11 protein-coding genes are annotated in these 12,611 nt (G+C 62.5%); 6 read left to right on the top strand and 5 right to left on the bottom strand.

The window, feature by feature from the left end:
- Positions 1–51: 51 nt before the first annotated feature.
- The 3 genes from M2267_RS15745 to lptF are packed head-to-tail and all read right to left on the bottom strand — an operon-like array spanning position 52 to position 4,645.
- Complete coding sequence (locus tag M2267_RS15745; RefSeq protein WP_429115328.1) at positions 52–2,400, bottom strand: LPS-assembly protein LptD; 2,349 nt, start codon at positions 2,398–2,400, stop codon at positions 52–54.
- Positions 2,400–3,479 (bottom strand): LPS export ABC transporter permease LptG, encoded by a 1,080-nt coding sequence (gene lptG / locus M2267_RS15740; RefSeq protein ID WP_429115326.1) that lies wholly within the window; start codon positions 3,477–3,479, stop codon positions 2,400–2,402. Before lptG ends, M2267_RS15745 begins: the two co-directional genes overlap by 1 nt.
- A complete protein-coding gene (gene lptF / locus M2267_RS15735) occupies positions 3,476–4,645 on the bottom strand; it encodes an LPS export ABC transporter permease LptF (RefSeq protein ID WP_043611379.1) in 1,170 nt (389 codons plus the stop codon). The genes lptG and lptF overlap by 4 nt, the downstream gene beginning before the upstream one ends.
- A gap of 421 nt (positions 4,646–5,066) precedes the next feature.
- On the opposite strand from lptF, the gene M2267_RS15730 reads away from it, so the two are divergent.
- Together M2267_RS15730 and M2267_RS15725 are read left to right on the top strand one after the other, a co-directional pair.
- Positions 5,067–6,560 carry a leucyl aminopeptidase gene (locus M2267_RS15730; RefSeq protein ID WP_429115324.1) on the top strand — a complete coding sequence of 498 codons (1,494 nt, stop codon included), beginning with the start codon at positions 5,067–5,069 and terminating at the stop codon, positions 6,558–6,560.
- Between the two features lie 41 nt (positions 6,561–6,601).
- Positions 6,602–7,051 carry a DNA polymerase III subunit chi gene (locus M2267_RS15725; protein WP_429115323.1) on the top strand — a complete coding sequence of 150 codons (450 nt, stop codon included), beginning with the start codon at positions 6,602–6,604 and terminating at the stop codon, positions 7,049–7,051.
- Between the two features lie 72 nt (positions 7,052–7,123).
- Here the strand turns inward: M2267_RS15725 and M2267_RS15720 are convergent, their stop codons facing one another.
- A complete protein-coding gene (locus tag M2267_RS15720) occupies positions 7,124–8,050 on the bottom strand; it encodes a Gfo/Idh/MocA family protein (RefSeq protein WP_429115321.1) in 927 nt (308 codons plus the stop codon).
- 227 nt (positions 8,051–8,277) lie between these two features.
- Between M2267_RS15720 and M2267_RS15715 the strand changes: the two genes are divergently transcribed.
- Entirely contained in the window at positions 8,278–9,120 is an 843-nt protein-coding gene (locus tag M2267_RS15715) for a GNAT family N-acetyltransferase (protein WP_429115319.1), read from the top strand.
- Positions 9,121–9,150: 30 nt separating this feature from the next.
- Here the strand turns inward: M2267_RS15715 and M2267_RS15710 are convergent, their stop codons facing one another.
- Positions 9,151–11,040 (bottom strand): ABC-F family ATP-binding cassette domain-containing protein, encoded by a 1,890-nt coding sequence (locus M2267_RS15710; protein ID WP_429115318.1) that lies wholly within the window; start codon positions 11,038–11,040, stop codon positions 9,151–9,153.
- Between the two features lie 311 nt (positions 11,041–11,351).
- On the opposite strand from M2267_RS15710, the gene M2267_RS15705 reads away from it, so the two are divergent.
- The 3 genes from M2267_RS15705 to M2267_RS15695 all read left to right on the top strand — a co-directional run bounded on the left by M2267_RS15705 (position 11,352) and on the right by M2267_RS15695 (position 12,601).
- Positions 11,352–11,639: a hypothetical protein gene (locus tag M2267_RS15705; protein WP_034803904.1), complete on the top strand. Its 288-nt coding sequence runs from the start codon at positions 11,352–11,354 to the stop codon at positions 11,637–11,639.
- Between the two features lie 143 nt (positions 11,640–11,782).
- Positions 11,783–12,058 carry a hypothetical protein gene (locus tag M2267_RS15700; protein ID WP_429115316.1) on the top strand — a complete coding sequence of 92 codons (276 nt, stop codon included), beginning with the start codon at positions 11,783–11,785 and terminating at the stop codon, positions 12,056–12,058.
- Positions 12,059–12,148: 90 nt separating this feature from the next.
- Positions 12,149–12,601, top strand: a complete 453-nt coding sequence (locus M2267_RS15695) for a MarR family winged helix-turn-helix transcriptional regulator (protein WP_429115314.1) — start codon at positions 12,149–12,151, stop codon at positions 12,599–12,601.
- Positions 12,602–12,611: the final 10 nt, after the last annotated feature.

Genomic DNA, 12,611 nt, shown 5'->3' with positions numbered 1-12,611 from the left:
CCGATATCGACGAATGGGCGAACTTTTGGCCCGCCCACTCGCTTGACGATATCAATAATAGTCCAGCTCTTCGAACTTGGTGTCGCCGACGTTCACGTCGCCGAGCGTACGGAAGCTGATTCTCGCGCCGATCGACCAGTCGTTCGCCACATTGGCGTCGGTATCGCGTTCCTGTTTGTAGACGATCGAGAACAGCGTGTCCTGATCGTCGTAGGTGATGCCGAAACCGTTGCGCGAGATGACATCCTTGTTGATGTCATAGGTGATCGCGCCGAACACCGACCAGTAATCATGGAACCGGTAGGCGGCAGCCGTCTGGATTTCGTCCTGGTTGGACAGAGATCCGTAGAGCGGCTGCGCTTCGATGCGCGTATAGGTCATCGCCGCCTGCCACGTCGTGCCGAGATAGCCGACGGTGGTGTCGGCGCGGCGCAGCGACAGGTCCTTTTCGTCGAGGCGGCCGGAAATGCTCGCCATCAGGCCGGACGGTGCATCGATGCCGAACATGGCAACATAGTCGGAACTCCTGGTCTCGAGACCGGAATTCGCCCCGGCCTTGACCAGGTCGTCCGTCGCAAACGAGTTGAGGCCGCCCAGATGGAACGACTGGCCGACGATGCCGCGCAGGCCGTAGCCGCTGTCGAAGGTTCCGGTATAGCGGAAACCGACATTGGCGCGCGTGCCGCCCTCGATCCGGTCGAAGCCGGAAAACTTGTCGCGGTCGAAGAGGTTGGTCGCGTCGAACACGAAGCTCTGCGCGTCTTCGTTTGGCAGGCCGCCGGCATATTGCTCGTTCGGGCGTGCATAGAGCTGCGCGATCGGTTCGAGCACGTGGCTGCTGTCCTCGCCGACGAACAGAATCGGGTAGCGGGCTTCGAGACCTGCGGTCAACATGCGCCGCGTTGCCGCGTCGCTGGTGTTGAAGTCGCCGGTGTAGGCCGGACCTGGATTGTCCATGTTCAGCCCGAGGACATCGCCGCGCGCCGCCAGCAGCGGCGTAAGGACGAGGCCGCCCGGGGCGATGTAGGTGCGCTTCCACTCAAGTTCGCCCGTCAGGCGATGCGAAGTGCCTTCGAGGCCACGGAAGCGGGACACGCCCCCCTGCGTAAACTCGTCGAGGCGGTTGCGCTTGACATTGGTGAAGTTGAACGTCGCGGAAAGTTCGCCACCAAGCACCGGGTCCGGTGCCTTGTAGGAATAGTCGAGCACCTGCGCCGCCGGCTGCTGGTTTTCCTCGATGCTGTTGGGGTCGGCGTCCTGAATGTCGAAGTAGAAGGCACGCAGATCGAAGTAGTTCCGCTTGCCGAGCCCGCTCAGATACGCCTGGTTGACGTAGGTCGTTCCGTCGAAATTCGACAGTTCGTAGGTCTTGGCGAAGTTGGCGTCCGACTGGACGAGCACGTTCCAGCCGAAGGTCCAGCGCGGGTTGATCTCGAACTCCGCCTTCGAGGCGATCATGCCACGGTTGGTGTGCATCGCGTCGACGGTGCCAGGCGTGAACTTGCCCTTGTCGAGCTGGCTGATGCCGGCGAAGTTCAGCGTATGGAAGCCGTTGTGGAACCGCTGGCGGAATTCACCCTCCAGCAGGAAGCCCTGTCGCGTCAGGCCGGTAAGCGTTGCCGTTGCGTCCATATAGGGCGAGATCGCCCAGTAGTAGGGGACGCCGACGCCAACGCCGAGCTTCTGGGCCGAGCGGAATGTCGGGAACAGGAAGCCGCTCTTGCGTTTGACCGTATGGTCGGGCAGCTCCATCACCGGAATATAGGCGATCGGCTTGCCGAACAGTTCGAAGCGGGCGTTCTCCAGGCGGATTGTCCGCGTACGGCCGTTCTGGATGACGCGCTGGGCCTTGATGTGCCACAGCGAGCGATGTTCCGGCTTGGTCGAGCAGGGCGTGCAGGCCGTGTAGACGGCCTCGTTCAGGATGAATTCCTCACCGTTCCGGCGCTCGCCGCTCGTGGCAGCAAGCCGCGTCAGATCGGTGGTTTCAATGCGCATCTGATCGAGGAAGCCGTCCCCGAAATCGTCGGTGATATCCATCTTGTCGGCGTAGACGACATTGCCGCCCGGCTCGACGAACTGGATTTCCCCGGATGCATAGATGCGGCCCTTCTTCTGGTCGTACTCGACCTGGCGGGCCACCATCTTGTAGCCGCCGTAATCGATCTGCACGTTGCCGCGCACGATCACTTTTTCGGCGTCCTTGTTGTAGACGAGCTCATTGGCGGACAGAAGCAGCTTGGCGTCTTCCGGCATGTTCGGGCGCAACGAATCGAGGCGCTCCGAAGCCTGCTGCGCCATCGCTGGCGCACTCATTCCCATGGCAAGTGTCTGCAGCGCCACGCCTGCGAGCAGGGCGGCGTTGATCAGCCTTATACGTTTGCGGTTCACTACCGCCACTAGCCATCCTCCTGATTTAAAAGAATCGTCGAGCCCAGCGCCATCGCTACAACAACTGGCAACCAGGCTGCAACGAAAGGAGGCACAATGCCGCTGCTCCCGAATGCTTTGACAAGCACGGTGACGACATAAAGCACGAAGCCTGAAAGGATGCCACCGAGAATTACGGAGCGCGATTGGTTAAACCGGCTAAATTTCAGCGACACGCATGCGGCGATCAGCGTCATGGCGACGAGCAGTAGCGGCAACGACAACATTGAGTGGAATTGGGTTTCCATGCCGTTGGTCGAAAAACCGAAGGAGCGGGCCACTTCGATCTTGCGCGGCAGGTCGAAAAACTGAATGGAATCAGCCTTTGCAAGACGTTCCTGAACAAACTCCGGCTTAAGATTGGTGGCCAGCTGTGCTGTTTTCAAACGTTGCGGAAGCTGTCCGTTGCGCGTTTCCGTGACCTCGTTAAGAAGCCAGTAACCATCTTCGAGTTTCGCCGACGCCGCATCCTGTCTCAGAATGATCGTGCCCTGTGGATCAAAGTGGATGACGGTGACGTTGAGAAGCGTCGTGCCGTTGTCCTGAACCGAGCGTGCGCCGATGATCGTGTCCGTGCCGTTATAGATCTGCCGGAGCCACGGGATCGAGCCGGCATCGGCGTTCCGCGTGGAGCCCCATTCGGCCAAAAGTGCCTCGCCGCGCTTGGTTCCCCAAGCCGCGAGCGGGTTGAGCGCTACGACCGCCAGCACGCCGAAGAGGAAGGAGCCGAGGATGAAGGGCCGCAGGAACTGCCAGACGGAAATGCCGGCTGCGCGGGTCACGACCAGCTCGTAGCGGCGGTTGAGCGAGATCAGCGCCGCCATGGCCGAAAACAGCGCGACGAAGGGTATCGTCTGTTGAAGGATCAGCGGGATGCGAAGCGCGGTCATCAAAAGGGCGCCGGAGATGCTGTAGCGCGGCAGGTTCGCCAACCGGCTCGCCTGTTCGCTGAAGTCGATGATGAAGACCAGCGAGAAGATCCCGACGAGGAACCAGAACGTCGTGATCACATAGCGCATGAAGAAGTAGCGGCCGAGCGTGCCCATCATGACGGCTGCCCTTTCTCGGCATCGGGCCGCATCAGGCGCAGGCGAACCAGGAGCTCCTGCAGCTTTTCTTGCCCGGTCATCGGAATGTCCAGCCGCCTGTTGCTGACGAGCTGGTGAATGCAGAGCGCGCCCGCAAGCAGCGGCACCGCATACATCAAAGGTACGAACCAAACGGAGTCCTCGGCGCTGTTACCGGCGTAAAACGTCATCCAGCGGATGAGCAGCGCCATACCGAGGGCGCTGACCATCGGATGAAGCCGCGCTTCGCGGTGGGAGCGTGCGTCGCTGCTAAAGACGAGCGCGATCAGGCCAAACAGCAGGGGAAAGGTCCATTCCGTGAAGCGACGGTTGAGCTCGGCTGTAAACGCAAGCGGATTGTTCTTGTAGACATGATCCTCCGGGTCCGGATTGATCAGGCCGGGAAGGTCGCGGTCCTTAGCCCGGATGGTTGCCTCGCGCGTCGTCTTGGTCATGTCGGCGAGGTCGAAGGCGTAGGAGTCGAACTTGATGATCGACACACTGCCGTCGGGGAGCTTGCGTTGCACTTCCCCGTCTTTCATCACCAGCGCCGAGCTCTTGTCGTCGATGGCGCCTTCGCGGGCGTAGTAGACGAGTTCGAAGCTCGGATTGCGCGAATCGGCGACGAAGATGCCCTGCAGCACGCCGCCGCCCCGCCGCGCGCCAACCTGGACGTAGAGATTGTCGGCGACCTTGCGGAATGTGTTCTCCTGGACGACGGATGACAGGAGGTCGGCGTTGGCGGTTGCCAGCATCTTGCGCAGCGCCGTGCGCGAATAGGGTTCGACGAAATTGTCGACCACGAAGGAAAGCACGCTGAGGCCCAAGGCCAGGTAGATCACCGGCCGGATGATCGCCATGCGCGAGCTGCCGGCGGCATTGAGCACCGTCAGCTCCGAATCGGTGTTCATCGTCGACAGCGTCTGCGTGACGCCGATCACCAGCGCAAAGGGCAGGATGATCGTGATGACGGAGGGCAGGATGAGGGTCGCCACCTTGGCGAAGGCGAAGACGGACTGGCCGTTGTCGGTGACGAGGTTGACGTTGGTCAGCGCCTGAGTCGTCCAGACGATGCCGAGCAACGGCAGGAGCGTTGCGAGGAACATGATCACGGCACGCCGGAATATGTAGCGTTCGATCAGCTTCATGCCCGTGTCCGGTCCAAAATCCTGCTCATGTTTCTGTTCCGGCGGCGATTGTCGAACCGGGTCCCGCCCATGTCCGTAAACCGAGGCCCGGTCCTTTGCCAGCCATCCCTGCTGCTCGAATTGTGTAGCAACAGGGATAATTTAAGGCGAAGAACCTCGGTTAACCGCATGTAAACATCTGCGGGCATCTTGCCAAGCGGTTGAAAAGCGAGAAGGGTGCCGGCCACAGCTTTGACGGTGGCGAACGATGCGAATATTTGCCACTGTAACCGCCCGGTAACAGGCCGGCTTGCCATGAGCCCTGCCGTGTCGCCCGGATGCGTTGTGCGGCCTCGATCCCCTTGGGCTGGCGCTCGATCCCTCGGAAAGATCCATTCGATCCAAAGGGTTGCGTCCAGACAGGAAATACCCGGAGTTTTCAATGTCGATGAAGTTTGAGTTCACCTTTGCCAAGTCCCACAAGCCGAGCGGCGGCGTCGCCGTTCTGCTGAAGACCGCGAGCGCGTCGGCGGCTGCCGGCGCCGATGTCGCCGACCCCGAGAACGTGGTGGCGAAGGCGGCCAAGATCAAGAAGTTTACCGGCAAGGCGTTCTCCACCCTCGACATCGTCGCGCCGCATGGCTCGCCCGCCGATCGAATCGTCGTGCTCGGTCTTGGAGACGCGGATGCGCTGACGGACCATGACTGGCTGAAGGCCGGCGGTAGCGTTGCAGCGAAGCTCGGCTCGGTCGACAGGGTGACGGTCTTTATCGACGCGGACGACGTCAACGTGACCGGCAAGGCGGCCGCCGACTTCGCGCTCGGCATGGAAATGAATGCCTACGCCTTCGACAGCTACAAGACCAAGAAGGCCGAGGACGACGCGAAATCGTCCGGCAAGCCGACCAAGGTGACGATCGTCACCGGCACGGTCATAGCGGCGAAAAAGGCGTTCACGGCGGCGCAGGCCGTTGCCGAAGGCGTGTTTATCGCCCGCGATCTGGTGAACGAACCGGCAAACGTGCTCGGCCCGGTCGAGTTTGCCGCCAAGGCGAAGGAGCTGGAAAAGCTCGGCGTCGAGGTGGAGATCCTCACCGAAAAGGAAATGAAGAAGCTCGGCATGGGCGCGCTGCTCGGCGTCGCACAAGGGTCGAACCGCCCGCCGCGGCTTGTCATCATGCAGTGGAAGGGCGGCAAGTCGAAGGATCGTCCGCTCGCCTTCGTCGGCAAGGGCGTCGTCTTCGACAGCGGCGGCATCTCGATCAAGCCGGCAGCCGGCATGGAGGAAATGAAGGGCGACATGGGGGGCGCCGCGGCCGTCACCGGCCTCATGCACGTGCTCGCCGCCCGCGAAGCGAAGGTCAACGCCATCGGCATCATTGGCCTTGTGGAAAACATGCCCGACGGCAGCGCCCAACGCCCTGGCGATATCGTGACCTCCATGTCCGGCCAGACGATCGAGGTGATCAATACCGACGCCGAGGGCCGTCTCGTGCTTTGCGATGCGCTCTGGTACTGCAACGATCGCTTCAAGCCGCAGGCGATCATCGACCTTGCAACGCTGACCGGCGCCATCATGGTGGCGCTCGCGACGCATCATGCCGGCCTGTTCTCCAACGATGACCGCCTGGCGGGGCAGCTCCTTGCTGCCGGCATTGCGACGCATGAGCCCCTGTGGCGCATGCCGCTCGGCCGAGAATACGACAAGATGATCGACAGCAAGTTCGCGGACATGAAGAACACCGGCGGCCGCCACGGCGGCGCGGTGACCGCGGCGCAGTTCCTCAAGCGCTTCGTCAAGGACACGCCCTGGGCGCATCTCGACATCGCCGGCACCGCCATGGGCGCGCCGACCGACGAGGTCAACCAGTCCTGGGGCTCGGGCTTCGGCGTACGGCTGCTCGATGAACTGGTGCGGGCGAGCTACGAGGCCTGATCGCCAATGCCGGACGTGACGCAAGGCGGGAAGAAGTCGGCATGACCGAGATCCTGTTCTATCACCTGACGGAATCGAAGCTGGAAGACGCGCTGCCGCCATTGCTCGACAAGAGTGTCGAGCGTGGCTGGCGGGTGGTCGTCCAGACGATCGATGCCGAGCGGCGCGACGCGCTCGACACGCATCTCTGGGTCTATCGCGACGAGAGCTTCCTGCCGCATGGCACGGACGCCGGCGATTTTGCGGCGGACCAGCCGGTATTGCTCGTCGCTGACGACGGTAACGCCAATGCGGCGACGGTGCGTTTCGTCATCGATGGCGCAGCTCCGCCTGACGTCTCGGCCTATGAGCGCATCGTCTTCATGTTTGACGGCTACGACCAGGAGCAGCTCGAAGGCGCGCGCGGTCATTGGAAGCGGCTGAAGGGCGAGGGGCACACCTTGACCTACTGGCAGCAGAACCGCGACGGCCGCTGGGAAAAGAAGGCCTGAGTTTACAAGCGTTACGACAAAAAAGCCCGCGGCCGAGACCGCGGGCTTTTTGTTTCCGGCCTGTCCGGAAGGTCAGTCGTGAAAGGCCTCGACGAACTTGCGCTTGCCGAGCATGAAGGCATCGGCGACGTGGCGCAGCGGCGCCAGGTCGACGTCGGATTTCCGGGCTTTGACGATCTCGGCGAAGCGCCGGTAGAGCATCGGATATTCCTGCTCCGGTTCGTCATGCACGAGCTTGCCGTCGATGGAGAGCTTGGCGCCGCCCTCGGACAGCACCATCTCGCCAGCCGCCGTGCGGGCCACAATGTCCCAGCTCTGCTTGCCGGTCTGGCGCCAGTCGAATTCGGCTACGACCGGCAGCTTCTGGCCGTCGGTGAAGGTGATGCTGGCGGCGATCGGCGCATCGCGATTCTCGGGGAATTCGAGCACAGCCGAGGTTACGAACAGCGGCCGCGGCAGGATGTGGGTGACGATCGACAACGCGTTGATGCCCGGATCGAAGATCCCGAGGCCGCCGGCCGCCCAGATCCATTCCTGGTTTGGATGCCAGTGGCGCACGTCTTCCTTCCAGATGACCTGGACATCCTTGATCGTCGTGCTTGCCAGGAAGGACTTTGCCGCTTCCACCGCCGGCGCGTAGCGGGAGTGCCAGCTTGCAAAAAGCGACAGCCCCTTCGATGCGGCCAGCGCCTCGAGGTCCGCCACCTCGCTGAGGGTCGCGCCCGGCGGCTTTTCGAGGAACACGTGCTTGCCGGCGTCGAGTGCGACGCGCGCCGCCTCGTAGCGATATTGCGGCGGCATGCAGAGCGACACGGCTTCGATGGCAGGCACGGCCTCGAGCATCGCCTCGATCGACTTGAAATTGTCGATGCCATCGACCGTCCCATGCCGGCTCGCGGCGGCAATCAGCTGATAGTCGCCGTTCTTGGCGATCGCGGGCAGGTGCTGGTCGCGAACGATCTTGCCGATACCGACAAGCGCAATTTTGATGGGGGCCATGGTGTTCCGCTCGATTTGTATGACTTATTGTCGGTTCTTGTAGCAGATTGCGCACCGGGAGCAAGCGGCCGCCCACCGACCAGACGAAGACATCTATGTCGACGAAATCGACAGATTGTCATTCCCTCTCAACGCCGCCGCACTAACTTTACCGGCGGACATGCGGTGCCCTTGCGTCAGCCGAACGGACGATGGGGCGGTCTCACCGCTTGAAAGGGGAGTGAACGATGCAGCAGCAGATCCGTCGGGCAAGCCGAGCCGACCTCGACGTCATGATCGAGTGGGCCGCGGAGGAGGGGTGGAACCCCGGTCTCGGCGACGCAGGGCCTTTTTGGGCGGCCGACCCGGAGGGGTATTGGGTAGCGGATGGAGAGGAGGGGCCGGTCGCAGCGATCTCGCTGGTGCGATACAACGAAAATTACGGCTTCCTCGGCTTCTACATCACCCGGCCGGATCACCGCGGCAGGGGCATCGGCCGGCAGCTGTGGCAACAGGCGATCTCGGCTGCCGATCGGCGCATCGTCGGCCTGGACGGTGTGGTCGCGCAGCAGGAGGGCTATAGCCGGTCGGGCTTCGCCTACGCCCACGCGAATATCCGCTACGGCGGCATCATCGACGTGGTCGAGCCGCCGGGCGCGGATCTCCTGGAGGTCGCGCCGGTGCACATGCCGCTCCTCGTCGACTATGATCGACGTTTCGTCCCGGCGCGTCGCGAAGTTTTTCTGCGCGAGTGGCTAAAGTCGAGCGACGGGCGGCGCAGCGTCTTGCTGCTGCGCGACGGCGCGGTTGCGGCCTACGGGACGATCCGGGCCTGCCGCAACGGCTTCAAGATCGGGCCGCTGTTTTCCGACACCGAGACCGGTGCCGATCTGGTCTTTCGCAAGCTCGCCGCCGGCGTCAACGGCAGCGACGTCTATCTCGACATCCCCGAACCGAATGCCTCGGCCAAGGCACTTTGCGATCGCTACAATCTGAAGCCCGTGTTTGAAACCGCGCGTATGTATCGTGGACCGGATCCCGGTTTACCGCTGGCGCGGATCTACGGAATCACCACCTTCGAGCTGGGGTGACAGAGGCGAGGCGACCACCGGGCCGGCTTATCAGCCGGCCATCGCGTCTTCATATTCTGCGGAAAGCTCAAGCCATTGCTCTTCGGCCTGCGCGAGCTTTGCTGCCGCGTCGGAGCGTTCCTTGGCCTTCTGCGCTGCCTTGGCCGGCGACTTTTCGTAGAGCGCCGGATCGGCAAGTTCCACATCAAGTGCCTGAATCAGTTTCTCCAGCTTTCCGGTCAAGGATTCGATTTCATTGATCTTCTTGCGGAGCGGTGCCAGCGAGGCACGCTTGTCGGCATTGACCTTGCGCTGGTCCGCCTTCGAAAGACTGTCATCGACGCCCGTCGGCCTCGGCTTCTCGTCCTTCGCCTTGGGCCCGCCGACGATCAGGCTGCGGTAGTCCTCAAGGTCGCCGTCATAACTCGTCACGGTCCCGTCGCGCACCAGCCACAGCCGGTCTGCCGTCGCCTCGATCAGGTGCCGGTCGTGCGAGATCAGGATCACGGCACCGGAATAGTCGTTGAGCGCGGTGATCAGTGCGTTGCGGCTGTCGATGTCGAGGTGGTTGGTCGGCTCGTCGAGGATCAGCAGGTTCGGCGCATCGAAGGCGGCAAGGCCCATCAGCAGCCGCGCCTTTTCGCCGCCAGAGAGATCCTTGGCCGGCGTTTCCATCTTTTCCGTCGCAAGCCCCATCTGCGCGACGCGCGAGCGCACCTTTGCTTCGGGTGCTTCCGGCATGCGCCGGCGCACGTGCTCGACAGCACTTTGCGTCGGGATCAGGTCGTCGAGCTGATGCTGGGCGAAGAAGCCGACCTTGAGGTTGGGTGCGATCTTCAGTTCGCCGGATTCCGGCGCCAGGCGACCGGAGATGAACTTGGCGAAGGTGGACTTGCCGTTGCCGTTCGAGCCGAGCAGGGCGATGCGGTCGTCCGTATCGATCCGGAGGTTCAAACGCTTGAGGATCGGCTTGCCGGGCTCGTAGCCGACGGTGCCGCCGGTGACGGCAATGATCGGCGAAGCGGCTTCTTTCTCGGGGTCAGGGAAGGAGAAGCCCTGAACATGGTCTTCAATCACAGCCGCAATCGTTCCCATACGCTCCAGCGCCTTGACGCGGCTTTGCGCCTGGCGTGCCTTGGTGGCCTTGGCCTTGAAGCGATCGATGAAGCTTTGCAGGTGCTTACGAGCCGCGTCGTTCTTGGCTTTCGCCTTCATCTGCAGTTCGTCGGCTTCCGCCTTCTGTCGCTCGAACTGGTCGTAGGGGCCGCGATAGAAGGTGAGCTTCTTCTGGTCGAGATGCACGATGGCGTTGACCGCGGTGTTCAAGAGGTCGCGGTCGTGGCTGATGATGATGACGGTGTGCGGATAGCGGCGGATGTAATCCTCCAGCCACAGCGTGCCTTCGAGGTCGAGATAGTTGGTCGGCTCGTCGAGCAGCAGTAAATCCGGCTCGGAAAAGAGCACGCCCGCAAGCGCCACCCGCATCCGCCAGCCACCGGAAAACGACGAGGCCGGACGCAGCTGTGCTTCGTGGTCGAAGCCGAGGCCGGCGAGAATGCTCGCAGCACGCGCTTCGGCCGAGTGGGCGCCGATGTCGGCAAGCCGGGTTTGGATCTCGGCAATCCGGTGCGGATCGGTCGCGGTCTCGGCTTCGGCGACCAGCGCAGTGCGCTCCTTGTCGGCCTTGAGCACGATCTCGATCAGCGGCTCCTCGGTACCGGGCGCCTCCTGCGCGACCTGGCCGATGCGCGCGTTCTTCGGTAGCGCGATCGTGCCCGCTTCCGACGCGAATTCGCCGGTTATGATGCGAAACAGCGTGGACTTGCCAGCGCCGTTTCGGCCCACGAGCCCCGCCTTCGTGCCCGCCGGAAGCGTCACGGATGCGTTTTCGATGAGGAGACGTCCCGCGATGCGGGCGGAAAGGCCGGAAATCTGGATCATTGCGGCCTTTTGCCCGGACTTGGCCTTGAAGGCAAGAGGCGTCGGCGTGCTGCTGCCACCGCTGTGGCGGTCCGGGAATTCAAGAGGCCATTGTTATCGATTTTTGAACAAGGCGTTCCGACTATCGATACTACACATCCTCATCGTGAGGGACCATTTCAATAACGGAAGGGCGGGGAACGCTCTTCTGACCGCCTCGATCGACCGAACGCCAGTGGCAGAGGCCCCGCGTTCCGAGGGACGACCGATCCGGCCAAGGACATTTTGATGAAACCTCGTTCAGCCGAACGAGCCTCCCAGGAGTGAAGACCATGAAAACCGCAATCCAGACCGCTCTTTCCGCCGCTCTCGTTGCAACCGCTATCCTCGGTGGCGCTTCCGCTGCCTTCGCCGGCGGCAGCTACTATGAAGGTGTCAGCCCGACGCCGCTCTACACTGAGCGCACGCCTGCCGTTACCGGCAAGTCGTCCTTCACCATCGGCAGCTCTGAAGCCGGCTATGTCGATCGCACCAACACCGGCTCGGTCGCAAACTTCAGCGTCGCGCCGAAGAGCGTGATCGGCGGCGAAGGCGAATACTACCAGGGCATTTCGCGCTAACCGCGATGAATGAGGGGGCGCGGGCTTTCGCCCGCACCCCATTTCAAGGGATTTGATGGATCACCGTGATGATCCTATGAGGCGATCCCAAGCGCCTAGAGGGGCTCAGCCCCAACCTTAAATCTCCACCAAGGAACAGATCGATGAAGAAGTCCTTTGCCGCAATCCTCGTTGCGGCCGCCATGCTCGGCGGCGCGTCTGCGGCCGTTGCCGGCGGCAGCTACTATGAGGGTGTGAGCTCCACGCCGCTCTTTACCGGTCGCGCCGAGGCTTCCGCCGGCGCCGGTGCGTCCGCGACCGCAAGCCGCGGCGACTATTATGCCGGCATTGAAGACAAAGCCGTCGACACGACGGCAACCGGCGCGATCGCCAATGGCGGCGCCAAGGCTTTCGGCCAAGCCGACGAAAACAAGCAGTAAGTCACGCCAGACGGTTGACCGAACAACCCGGTCCCGCCACGCGGGGCCGGGTTGTTTCGTTTTTGGCGTTGCCAAATGAGGTACATTGCCATGACAGAAAAAGTCGAAGTCGCCGAGCGGCTCTTCGAGCTCTACCACTGCGTTCATCGCCTGGTGAATGCGTCGATGTCGGAGGAAGGCGTTTCGCTCGCGCGCAGCAAATTCCTGTTTTATCTGAACACGCTCGGCCCCTGTCGCTGCGCGGATATCGCCTCGGCGCTCGGCTTTGCGGCCAGAACCGTCACCGAAGCGATCGATGGCCTGGAGCGGGACGGGATGGTCCTGCGCGAACCGGATCCGGAAGACCGCCGCGCGAAGATCATCTCGATCACCGATCGCGGCCGGCTGGCGCTGGAGGCGGCACTGCAGCCGCGCCATCGCACGATCGATGAACTGTTCTCGGCGCTCGACGATTGCGAACGCACCGAACTCTTTCGCCTGCTCGGCTGTCTGCGCGAGAAGGCGTCGGAGATCGACGACAGCCGTCACCCGGTCGCCGCGTGATTCGCAAGCA

Origin of the sequence: Ensifer sp. KUDG1, from assembly GCF_050434285.1 — a bacterium.
Taxonomy (GTDB): domain Bacteria; phylum Pseudomonadota; class Alphaproteobacteria; order Rhizobiales; family Rhizobiaceae; genus Ensifer.
Note: the sequence above shows the minus strand (reverse complement) of the source record. Positions and strands in the feature narration are given on the sequence as shown.

Coding starts and splice junctions, on each gene's coding strand:
- lptG (WP_429115326.1), bottom strand. CDS start 3,479: ATGATGGGCACGCTCGGCCGCTACTTCTTCATGCGCTATGTGATCACG.
- lptF (WP_043611379.1), bottom strand. CDS start 4,645: ATGAAGCTGATCGAACGCTACATATTCCGGCGTGCCGTGATCATGTTC.
- M2267_RS15730 (WP_429115324.1), top strand. CDS start 5,067: ATGTCGATGAAGTTTGAGTTCACCTTTGCCAAGTCCCACAAGCCGAGC.
- M2267_RS15725 (WP_429115323.1), top strand. CDS start 6,602: ATGACCGAGATCCTGTTCTATCACCTGACGGAATCGAAGCTGGAAGAC.
- M2267_RS15720 (WP_429115321.1), bottom strand. CDS start 8,050: ATGGCCCCCATCAAAATTGCGCTTGTCGGTATCGGCAAGATCGTTCGC.
- M2267_RS15715 (WP_429115319.1), top strand. CDS start 8,278: ATGCAGCAGCAGATCCGTCGGGCAAGCCGAGCCGACCTCGACGTCATG.
- M2267_RS15710 (WP_429115318.1), bottom strand. CDS start 11,040: ATGATCCAGATTTCCGGCCTTTCCGCCCGCATCGCGGGACGTCTCCTC.
- M2267_RS15705 (WP_034803904.1), top strand. CDS start 11,352: ATGAAAACCGCAATCCAGACCGCTCTTTCCGCCGCTCTCGTTGCAACC.
- M2267_RS15700 (WP_429115316.1), top strand. CDS start 11,783: ATGAAGAAGTCCTTTGCCGCAATCCTCGTTGCGGCCGCCATGCTCGGC.
- M2267_RS15695 (WP_429115314.1), top strand. CDS start 12,149: ATGACAGAAAAAGTCGAAGTCGCCGAGCGGCTCTTCGAGCTCTACCAC.